Origin of the sequence: Xanthomonas sp. SHU 199 (assembly GCF_000364665.1) — a bacterium.
In the GTDB taxonomy this organism is placed as follows: domain Bacteria; phylum Pseudomonadota; class Gammaproteobacteria; order Xanthomonadales; family Xanthomonadaceae; genus Xanthomonas_A; species Xanthomonas_A sontii.
In genome coordinates this window covers 1-10202 of record NZ_AQOI01000339.1, presented here as the reverse complement: position 1 = coordinate 10202, position 10202 = coordinate 1, and the positions used below count along the sequence as shown (strand labels likewise).

The 10202-nt window shown below is 67.8% G+C and carries 6 protein-coding genes and 1 pseudogene; 1 reads left to right on the top strand and 6 read right to left on the bottom strand.

Features of this window, described 5'->3' with window-relative positions:
- Window positions 1-207, bottom strand: a pseudogene (locus D183_RS0111855) (hypothetical protein); the annotation flags it as partial.
- The gene (locus tag D183_RS0111850; protein WP_017909180.1) at window positions 204-758 is read right to left on the bottom strand and encodes an RNA polymerase sigma factor; all 555 of its coding nucleotides are present in this window, start codon (window positions 756-758) and stop codon (window positions 204-206) included. The pseudogene D183_RS0111855 and the gene D183_RS0111850, both read right to left, overlap by 4 nt.
- 219 nt (window positions 759-977) lie before the next feature.
- Between D183_RS0111850 and D183_RS0111845 the strand changes: the two genes are divergently transcribed.
- A complete protein-coding gene (locus D183_RS0111845) occupies window positions 978-3863 on the top strand; it encodes a bifunctional diguanylate cyclase/phosphodiesterase (RefSeq protein WP_017909179.1) in 2886 nt (961 codons plus the stop codon).
- A gap of 378 nt (window positions 3864-4241) precedes the next feature.
- On the opposite strand, the gene D183_RS0111840 is transcribed toward D183_RS0111845, so the two are convergent.
- The 4 genes from D183_RS0111840 to D183_RS0111825 all read right to left on the bottom strand — a co-directional run.
- The gene (locus D183_RS0111840; protein WP_017909178.1) at window positions 4242-4835 is read right to left on the bottom strand and encodes a TIGR00730 family Rossman fold protein; all 594 of its coding nucleotides are present in this window, start codon (window positions 4833-4835) and stop codon (window positions 4242-4244) included.
- A 145-nt stretch (window positions 4836-4980) separates the two neighbouring features.
- Complete coding sequence (gene lpdA, locus D183_RS0111835) at window positions 4981-6417, bottom strand: dihydrolipoyl dehydrogenase (protein ID WP_017909177.1); 1437 nt, start codon at window positions 6415-6417, stop codon at window positions 4981-4983.
- A 150-nt stretch (window positions 6418-6567) separates the two neighbouring features.
- Window positions 6568-7782, bottom strand: a complete 1215-nt coding sequence (gene sucB, locus D183_RS0111830; protein WP_017909176.1) for a dihydrolipoyllysine-residue succinyltransferase — start codon at window positions 7780-7782, stop codon at window positions 6568-6570.
- Window positions 7783-7829: 47 nt separating this feature from the next.
- On the bottom strand, window positions 7830-10202 hold a 2373-nt coding region (locus D183_RS0111825; protein WP_017909175.1), incomplete at its 5' end, for a 2-oxoglutarate dehydrogenase E1 component.

Below are 10202 nucleotides of genomic sequence, written 5' to 3'. Positions count from 1 at the left end.
TGGCATCGCCGCGGCGGCCTGCGCCCGTGCGCGCTCCGCGGCGCTGCTGGGATACTCCGCGATCTCGGCGGCCCCCGGTGCGACTGCCGCACGCGCGGCAGCCAGGATCGCCGCATCCAGCGCTGCGGGCGGCAATGCCTGCCGGCCCAGGCGCAGGCGTTCGGCGAGCGCGCGCTCTTCCGGGGTCAGCGGTTCGTCGGCGCTCATCCGCCCAACCTCGCACGCAGTTTGTCCATCGCATAGCGCAGCCGCGACTTGACCGTCTCGCGGCCGACGCCGGTGATGTGCCCGATCTCGTCCAGGCTCAATTCCTGCTCCAGGCGCAGCAGCAGCACGTCGCGTTGCTCCTCGGGAAGCGCATCCAGCGCCAGTTGCAACTGGCGCCGTTGTTCGAAGGCGGACAACTGCCGCTCCGGGGTGTCGGGGTCCTGCACGCGCGCGGTGCGCAGGTCGGCGTCGGCCGGCGCCGGCGGGCGGTGCTTGGCCGCGCGCCAATGGTCGCCAAGCCGATTGTGGGCGATGCGCAGCAGCCAGGTGGTGAACGCGGCCTGCGGCTGCCAGTCCAGGCGTGCGGCGATCACCCGCTGCCACACGTCCTGGAACAGTTCTTCGGCCAGCGCCCGGTCGCGCAGCTGCCGCAGCAGGTACTGGTACAGGCGGCCGCGATGGCGCAGGTACAGAGTCTCGAACGCGCGTGCGTCGCCGGCGGCATAGGCCAGCATCAGGGCTTCGTCGCTCGCGTCGACCGGGGCGTCCACGGCGGCAAGCCTAAGCGTTCGCCGGTCCGCCGCATAGTCGGGAGGCGGGGGCCCGGGAGAGGGCGTCGGTGGCGGACATTCGGACAACATGGGTAGACAAACGCGTATCGCGACACTTCGGGGTCGATCGGGCGTCGATCGGTGCATGCAACGGGTATGCTGGGGGTGAAAGGGCGAGCGTGGAGCAGTTCCGGGGGCCCTGCAGGAGAATCGTTGTCGATGCTGTTCAATTCGTCCGCCACCGCCCGCGAAGACGCTTCCGGCGGCCATGCGCCCGCCCGCACGGCGCAGGCCTTGTGCAGGCTGCTGCCGCCCGGCAGCGCCGTGGTGGTCGGCTGCGGCGACGGCGTGGTCGGGCGCCTCCACGGCGCCAGCGCGGAGGCGCCGGAGTGGTTGCAGGCGCTGGTCGCGCAGACGCTGGCCGCCACCGAGTTGCCACCGTCGACGACACCGACGGTGCTGCACGTGCATCGCACCGCCGAGGGGGCCTGCGTGGTCATCGGTGCGCAGGTGAGACAGCCGCTGGACGCAGCGTACCGCACCGCCTGGTGCGAGGCCGCGGTCGCCTTCGGCCTCAATCTGCTCGACACCGAGCGCATGCGCGCGCGCATCGAGGGCCTGGAGAAATCCAAGCAGCTGCAGCAGGCGCTGTACGAGATCGCCGATCTGGCCGGCGCCGATCTGGAAATGAGCCAGATGCTGCAGCGCGTGCATGCGGTGCTGGAATCGCTGATGTACGCGGAGAACTGCTACATCGTCGAATACGACGAAGATCAGCAGAGCATGCGCTTTCTGTACTTCTCCGACCGCCACGACGACTTCGTCGCCGATCCGGAGCAGACCTACTTCCTGCGCGACATGCCGCACAGCCTCACCGTGGGACTGCTGCGCCACGGCCGCGCGGTGCGTGGGCCCTCGGAGCAGGTGCGCGAACGCCTGCAGGTGGGCTACAACGCCGAACACGGCCCGGAGAGCCGCGACTGGCTGGGCGTGCCGATGCTGCGCGAGGGCCGGGTGTGCGGCGCGATCGTGGTGCAGAACTACGACTACGCGCTGCGCTACACCGACGCCGACCGCGCGCTGCTGGCCTACGTGGCGCAACACGTGCAGACCGCGATGGACCGGCGCCATGCGCAGGTGCAACTGGAGCGGCGGGTGCACCTGCGGACCCAGGAACTGCAGCGCGCCAACCGCGACCTGCAGGACGAGATCCAGGAGCGCAAGCGCGCCGAGACGCTGCAACTGGCGCTGTTCCGCATCGCCGAGCTGGCGATCCGCTCGGAGAGCCTGCAGCAGTTCTACACCGAGGTGCACGCCATCGTCGGCGGGCTGATCGACGCGCGCAACCTGTACATCGCGCTGCTGTCCGACGACGACACGATGCTGGAGTTCGTCTACTCGGTGGACGAGTTCACCCCCTACCGGCCGCAACGGCGCCGCGGTCGCGGACTGACCGAGTATGTGATGCGGGTGCGGCGTCCGCAACTGCTCGAACTTCCCGACATCGACGCCTTGCTGGCGCAGGGCGAGGTACAGGAGTACGGCCAGCGCCCCTACAGCTGGCTGGGCGTGCCGCTGTTCGACGAAGGCGAGGTGATCGGCGCGATCGTGGTGCAGAGCTACATCGCCAAGGTGCGGTTCACCGAGCACGATCAGCGCCTGCTGACCTTCGTGGCGCACAACGTCGGCAGCGGCCTGGCGCGGCAGCGCGCGCAGGAACGGCTGCGGCTGGCGCACGCGGAGCTGGAGCAGCGCGTGGAAGAACGCACCCGCGAACTGGCCGAGGTCAACGAGCAATTGCTGGCGCAGATCGCCGAACGCTGGCGTGCCGAGCAGCGCCTGACCCATCAGGCGCTGCACGATGCGCTGACCGGGTTGCCGAACCGATCGCATCTGCTGGACCGGCTCAGCGAGGCGATCTCCCGCGCCCGCGGCGGCGGCATGACCTTCGCCGTGCTGTTCCTGGATCTGGACCGGTTCAAGCTGGTCAACGACAGCATCGGCCACGCCGCCGGCGACGAGATGCTGGTGCAGGTGGCCAAGCGCATCGTCTCCACGATCCGCGGCCAGGACGTGGTGGCGCGCCTGGGCGGCGACGAGTTCGCGGTGCTGACGCCGTGCGAGCACGGCCTGGACGGCGCGCGCGAGCTGGCGCGGCGCCTGCTGCACGTGCTTGGCCAGCCGATGTGGGTGGCCGGCCGCGAATTGTTCCCGTCCGGCAGCCTGGGCATCGCCGCCTGGCATCCGCGCTACCACAACGGCGAGGAGATGCTGCGCGACGCCGACGCGGCCATGTACCGGGCCAAGGCGCAGACCCAGGACCGCTGCGTGGTATTCGACGAGGCCATGCGCGAGGCGGCGCTGCGCAGCCTCGATCTGGAAGCGGACCTGCGCCGGGCGATCAACAACCGCGACTTCGAGCCGTTCTACCAGCCGATCGTGCGCCTGCACGACGGCGAGGTGATCGGCCACGAAGCGCTGCTGCGCTGGCGCCACGAAAGCCGCGGGCTGCTGGTGCCGAGCCAGTTCATCGACCTGGGCGAGGAGAGCGGCCTGATCGAGCAGGTGGACTGGCTGCTGTACGCGCAGGTGATCCGGCGCCTGGCGCAGAGCGAGGGCGGCTACGTCTCGGTCAACGTCTCGCCGCGGCACTTCCGCTCGCCGGATTTCACCGAACGGCTGTTCGGGCTGATCGACACCGCCGGCGCCGATCCGCGCCGCCTGCGCGTGGAGATCACCGAGGTGGCGCTGCTCGACGACGCGCCGCGCACCCTGACCATCCTGCAGGCGCTGCGCGAGCGCGGCGTGCTGGCGCAACTGGACGACTTCGGTACCGGCTTCTCGGCGCTGTCCTACCTGCACCGCTTCCCGATCTCGGTGCTGAAGATCGACCAGAGCTTCGTCGCCGGCCTGCAGGACGAGGGCAGCACCGGCAGCCACGCGCTGGTACGCGGCATTCTCGCCCTGGCCAGCACCCTGGGCATCGAGACGGTGGGCGAAGGCATCGAGACCGAGCAGCAACTGGCGACCCTGCGCGAACTGGGTTGCGACTACGGGCAGGGCTATCTGCTCGGGCGCCCGGCCGCCGCGCCGCAGCTGCTTTGAGGCGATCGGGTGCGGAGCGCGGCGCCATGCGCCCGTTGCTCGCAGCGCGACGCGTTGCGGCGCGTTTGTTCGATTCGCGCCTCCGATGCTGGAGCGACTGAAGATGTCGCCAGGGCAGGTTGCCGCGTAGGAGCGGCTTCAGCCGCGATGGGTTTTATCGAGCACGCCCGTCGCGGCTGAAGCCGCTCCTGCAGGACACATCCTGTCGGTATGGGCGGCGGTCTAAACGGTTCGCCACGCGCCAAGCGCTTGCCGTGGATCGGATGCGCCTGGCGCAACGCGTTGCGCCGCTTTTTGTCGATCCGCGCCGCAGGAACAATCGTGCGCCGGAATTCATGGCGCGTCGCCACGCGTCATGACGTTGCCGCTTTCGGCGTCTCAGCGCAACGCGTTGCGACGCTTTTCGTCGATCCACTTAGAAGCCTGCGCCGGCGTGTACTCCCGCATCCAGCCCAGCATCGTGTCGATGTCGCTGCCGTACCACAGGTCGGCGCGCTGGTCCGGGTGCAGGAAGCGCTCCTCGACCATGCGATCGATCATGCCGATCAGCGGCGCGTAGAACCCTTCCACGTCGAGGAAGGCGCAGGGCTTGTTGCCGATGCCGAGCTGGCGCCAGGTCAGCATCTCGAAGATTTCTTCCATGGTGCCGAAGCCGCCGGGCAGGGCGACGAAGGCATCGGACAGGTCGAACATGCGCGACTTGCGCTCGTGCATCGAGCCGACGATCTCCAGCTCCGTGAGGCCGCGGTGCGCGACTTCCCAGTCCGCCAGTTGCTTGGGGATCACGCCGGTGACCTCGCCGCCGGCGGCGAGCACCGCATTGGCCACGGTGCCCATCAGGCCGACATTGCCGCCGCCATAGACCAGGCGCAGGCCTTGCTCGGCGATGCGGGTGCCCAATTCGGTCGCGCGCTCGACGTAGGCCGGCTTGTTGCCGGCGTTGGAGCCGCAGTAGACGCAGATGCTTTTCATCGGGAATGGGGAGTCGGGAATGGGGAATAGGGAAAATCAAAAGCCGAAACGCATAACGCCGGACTCGGGCCCGGCGTTATGCAGTGGGAATGCAGTGCCGGGAATGCGCTTGCCATTCCCGATTCTCCATTCCCGTTTCCCGGCCTCAATTGGCCTTATGAATCGCCCGCTTGCTCACCGCCATGGCCGCGTCGTGGATCGCTTCGGACAGGGTGGGGTGGGCGTGGCAGATGCGCGCCAGGTCGTCGGCCGAGCCGTTGAACTCCATGGTCAGCACGCCTTCGTGGACCAGTTCGGAGACGCCGACGCCGACCAGGTGCATGCCCAGGACGCGGTCGGTCTCGGCGTGGGCGATGACCTTGACGAAGCCCGCGGGCTCGCCCATCGCCACCGCACGGCCGATCGCGGCGAACGGGAAGCTGCCGGCCTTGTACGGCACGCCTTCGGCCTTGAGCTGCTGCTCGGTCTTGCCGACCCAGGCGATTTCCGGCTCGGTGTAGATGACCCACGGAATGGTGTCGAAGTTGACGTGGCCGGGCAGGCCGGCGATCAGTTCGGCGACCGCGATGCCTTCCTCGAAACCCTTGTGCGCGAGCATCGGCCCACGCACGCAGTCGCCGATCGCCCACACGCCGTCGACGCCGGTATGGCAGTGCGCATCGACCTCGATCTGGCCGCGCTCGTTGACCTTGACGCCGGTGCCATCGGCCAGCAGGCCCTTGGTGGCGGCGCGGCGGCCGACGGCCACCAGCAGCTTGTCCACGTTGAGGGTCTTCTCGCCTTCGCTGTCGCTATAGGTGACGACCACGTCCTGCTTCTTGCCCTTGCCGGTGACTTCGGTCTTGGAGACCTTGGCGCCGAGCTTGATGTCCAGGCCCTGCTTCTTGAATTCCTTGAGCGCGGTCTTGGCCACTTCGGCATCGGCCAGCGCCAGGAAGTCCGGCAGCGCTTCGAGGATGGTGACCTCGGCGCCCAGGCGCTTCCACACGCTGCCCAGTTCCAGGCCGATCACGCCGGCGCCGATCACCGCCAGGCGCTTGGGCACCTCGGTGAAGTCCAGCGCACCGACGTTGTCGACGATGGTCTCGCCGTCGAACTTGGCGAACGGCAGCTCGATCGAATCCGAGCCCGCGGCCAGGATCACGTTGGTGCCCTTCAGCTCGACTTCGCTGCCGTCGTGCTGCTTGACCTTGACCACGTTGCCCGGCTGCAGTTCGCCGAAGCCGTAGTACGGGGTGATCTTGTTCGCCTTGAACAGCATCGCGATGCCGCCGGTGAACTGCTTTACGATCTTGTCCTTGCGCCCGACCATCGCCGCGACGTCGATCTTGGCATCCTTGAAGCTGATGCCGTGCTCGCCGAACAGGTGGCCCATGTTCCAGAACTGGCGCGAGGAATCCAGCAGCGCCTTGGACGGGATGCAGCCCACGCGCAGGCAGGTGCCGCCGAGCGCCGGCTTGCCGTCCTTGCCCAGCGCCGCGTCGATGCACGCGGTCTTCAGGCCCAACTGGGCGGCACGGATGGCCGCGTGATAGCCGGCGGGACCGGCACCGATGACGACGACGTCGTATTGTTCGCTCATTTCATTTGCTCACACGGGAATAGGGAATGGGGAATAGGGAATGGCAAAAGCGCTGCGCCTGCCGTTCCCCATCCAGGTCCAGGCGGGAATGCAGCAGCGGCGGATGGGCGCTGGTCCCATTCCCGTTTCTCCATTCCCGATTCCCGGCTCTTACAGACCGAACAGCATCCGGCCCGGGTTTTCCAGCTGGTTCTTGATGTCGACCAGGAACTGCACCGAGTCCTTGCCGTCGATGATGCGGTGGTCGTAGGACAGCGCCAGGTACATCATCGGCGCGATCACGACCTGGCCGTTCTCGGCGATCGGACGCTCCTTGATCGCGTGCATGCCCAGGATCGCGCTCTGCGGCGGGTTGATGATCGGGGTCGACAGCAGCGAGCCGAAGGTGCCGCCGTTGGTCACGGTGAAGGTGCCGCCCTGCAGTTCTTCCAGGCTCAGCTTGCCGTCGCGCGCCTTCTTGGCGTAGTCGGCGATGCCCTGTTCGATGTCGGCGAAGGACTGCCGCTCGACGTTGCGCAGCACCGGCGTGACCAGGCCCTTGTCGGTGGACACGGCGATGGAGATGTCGCTGTAGCCGTGATAGATGATGTCGTCGCCGTCGATCGAGGCATTGACCAGCGGGAAGCGCTGCAGCGCGTTGGCCGCGGCCTTGACGAAGAAGCTCATGAAGCCGAGCTTGATGCCATGGGCCTTCTGGAACTCGTCCTGCAGCTCCTTGCGCGCGGCCGAAACCTTGGCCAGGTTGACCTCGTTGAAGGTGGTCAGCATCGCGGTCGAGTTCTTCGACTGCATCAGGCGCTCGGCGATGCGCTTGCGCACGCGGGTCATCGGCACGCGCTCTTCCGGACGCGCACCGCTGGCCTTGCCGGCGCCGCCGTTCTTGGCGTAGTTGAGGATGTCTTCCTTGGTCACCGCGCCGCGGCGGCCGGTGCCTTCGACCTGCGACGGATCCACGCCTTCGGTGATGGCGCTGAAGCGAGCGCCCGGCGGCAGGCTGGACACATCACCGGCGGCCTTCGGCGCGTCGGCCTTGGCGGCCTTCGGTGCTTCCGCGGCGGCGGCCTTGGGCGCTTCGGCCTTCGGCGCCTCGGCGACCTTGGCCTCGGCCGGCGCCGCCGCGGCGGTCGCGCCTTCCTCGATGATCGCCAGGATCTGCGAGCTGGTCACGGTGGCGCCGGTCTCGAACTTGATCTCCTTCAGCACGCCATCGACGGGCGAGGGCACTTCCAGCACGACCTTGTCGGTCTCCAGGTCCACCAGGTTCTCGTCGCGCTTGACCGCCTCACCGGCCTTCTTGTGCCAGCTGGCGATGGTGGCATCGGATACGGATTCGGGCAGTACCGGAACTTTGACTTCGGTGGCCATTGCAGGGGGCGTCCTAGTGGTGTCTTTTTTGAAGTGTGAAAGGGGGTTTATTCAGCGACTTGGTCGTTGAACGGATTCAACAGCGCATCGGCGACCAGCTTCAGCTGCTCTTCCACGTGCTCGGCGAAGTGGCCGGCGGCGGGAGACGGCGAACGGGCGCGGCCGGCGTAGTGCAGGCTCTGTCCGTCGGCCAGGCAGGCCTGCAGGTGGTGCTTGATCTGGTACCAGGCGCCCTGGTTCTGCGGCTCTTCCTGACACCAGACCAAGTCGGTGGCATTGCCGTAGCGCTTCAGTTCGGCCGACAGCAGCTCGCGCGGGAACGGATACAGCTGCTCCACGCGCAGGATGGCGACGTCGTCCTGGCCGCGCTTGGTCTGGTCCTCGAGCAGGTCGTAGTAGACCTTGCCCGAGCACGCGACCACGCGCTTGACCTTCTTCGGGTCGGCCTTGGCGTCCGGGATCAGGTGCTGGAACTCGCCGTCGGCCAGTTCCTCCAGCGTCGACACCGCCAGCTTGTGGCGCAGCAGCGACTTGGGCGTCATCACCACCAGCGGCTTGCGCGTGGACATGCGCATCTGCCGGCGGATCATGTGGAAGGCCTGCGCCGGGGTGGTCGGCACGCAGACCAGCATGTTCTCCAGCGCGCACAGCTGCAGGAAGCGCTCCAGGCGTGCGGAGCTGTGCTCCGGGCCCTGGCCTTCGTAGCCGTGCGGCAGGAACAGCGACAGGCCCGAGATGCGGCCCCACTTGGCTTCGCCGGCGGCGATGAACTGGTCGATCACCACCTGCGCGCCGTTGGCGAAGTCGCCGAACTGCGCTTCCCAGATGCACAGCGCGTTGGGATCGGTGGTGGAGTAGCCGTACTCGAAGCCCATCACCGCCTCCTCGCTGAGCAGCGAGTCGATCACGGTGGCGTCTTCCGGGTTCTCCACCAGCTGCCGCAGCGGCAGGTAGTAGCTGTCGGTCTTCTGGTCGTGCAGGATCGCGTGGCGGTGGAAGAACGTGCCGCGGCCCGCGTCCTGGCCGACCAGGCGCAGCTTGTGGCCTTCGCCCAGCAGGGTGGCGTAGGCCAGGTTCTCGGCGAAGCCCCAGTCGCCCGGCAGTTCGCCGGCGGCCATCTTCACCCGGTCCTCGTAGATCTTGGCCACGCGCGGGTGCAGCTCGACGCCGCCCGGGATGGTGGTGATGATCTTGGCCAGCTGGTCCAGGGTCTTGCGCTTGACCGTGGTGTCGACCTTGTCCGACAGCTTGCCCGACAGGTACTTGGACCAGTCGATGGCGAACTCGTCGGGCTTGCGGGTCGCCAGCTCGGTGGTGTACTCGCCCGAATCGAGCTTGTTGCGGTAGCCGTCGACCAGCGCCTGCGCCTCGCCGGCCTGCAGCACGCCTTCGCTTTCCAGCTGGGCGGCATACAGCTCGCGGGTGGTCTTGTGCTTGCGGATGGTCTGGTACATCACCGGCTGGGTGGCCGCCGGCTCGTCGGCCTCGTTATGGCCCCAGCGGCGGTAGCAGACCAGGTCGATGACCACGTCCTTGTTGAACTGCTGGCGGAAGTCGTAGGCCAGGTTGGCCACGAACGCCACCGCGTCCGGATCGTCGCCGTTCACATGGAACACCGGAGCGCCGATCATCTTGGCCACGTCGGTGCAGTACAGCGTGGAACGGGCGTCGTCGCGGGCGCTGGTGGTGAAGCCGATCTGGTTGTTGACCACGATGTGCACGGTGCCGCCGACCGCGAAGCCGCGCGCCTGCGACATCTGGAACAGCTCCATGACCACGCCCTGGCCGGCGAACGCGGCGTCGCCGTGGATGATCACCGGCAGCACCGACTTGCGCGCGGCGTCGCCGTAGCGCTCCTGGCGCGACCGCACGCTGCCGACTACCACGGGGTCGACGATTTCCAGATGCGAGGGGTTGAACGCCAGCGCCAGGTGCACCGACTTGCCGTCGGCCACCGCCACGTCGGCGGAGAAGCCCATGTGGTACTTCACGTCGCCGGTGTGGGCGCGGTCGTCGTGGGCGTGCTCGAACTTGCCTTCGAACTCGTCGAACAGCTTGCGCGGGTTCTTGCCCAGGGTGTTGACCAGCACGTTGAGGCGGCCGCGGTGGGCCATGCCGACCACGATGTCCTTGACCGTGTCGCTGCCGGCGCGCTGCACCAGCACGTCCATCATCGGGATCAGCGAGTCGCCGCCTTCCAGCGAGAAGCGCTTCTGGCCGACGTACTTGGTGTGCAGGTAGCGCTCCAGGCCCTCGGCGGCGGTGATCCGCTCCAGGGTGCGGCGGCGGCTGGCGGTGTCGCCGGCGATGTTGCCGCCCGCGTTCTCCAGGCGCTGGTAGATCCACTGGCGCTGTTCGAACTCGGAGATGTGCATGAACTCGCTGCCGATCGACCCGGTGTAGGTCGCCTTCAGCCGCGC

Excerpts from the sequence above, each read along its gene's own strand:
- D183_RS0111845 (WP_017909179.1), top strand. The coding sequence starts at position 978 with ATGCTGTTCAATTCGTCCGCCACCGCCCGCGAAGACGCTTCCGGCGGC.
- D183_RS0111840 (WP_017909178.1), bottom strand. The coding sequence starts at position 4,835 with ATGAAAAGCATCTGCGTCTACTGCGGCTCCAACGCCGGCAACAAGCCG.
- lpdA (WP_017909177.1), bottom strand. The coding sequence starts at position 6,417 with ATGAGCGAACAATACGACGTCGTCGTCATCGGTGCCGGTCCCGCCGGC.
- sucB (WP_017909176.1), bottom strand. The coding sequence starts at position 7,782 with ATGGCCACCGAAGTCAAAGTTCCGGTACTGCCCGAATCCGTATCCGAT.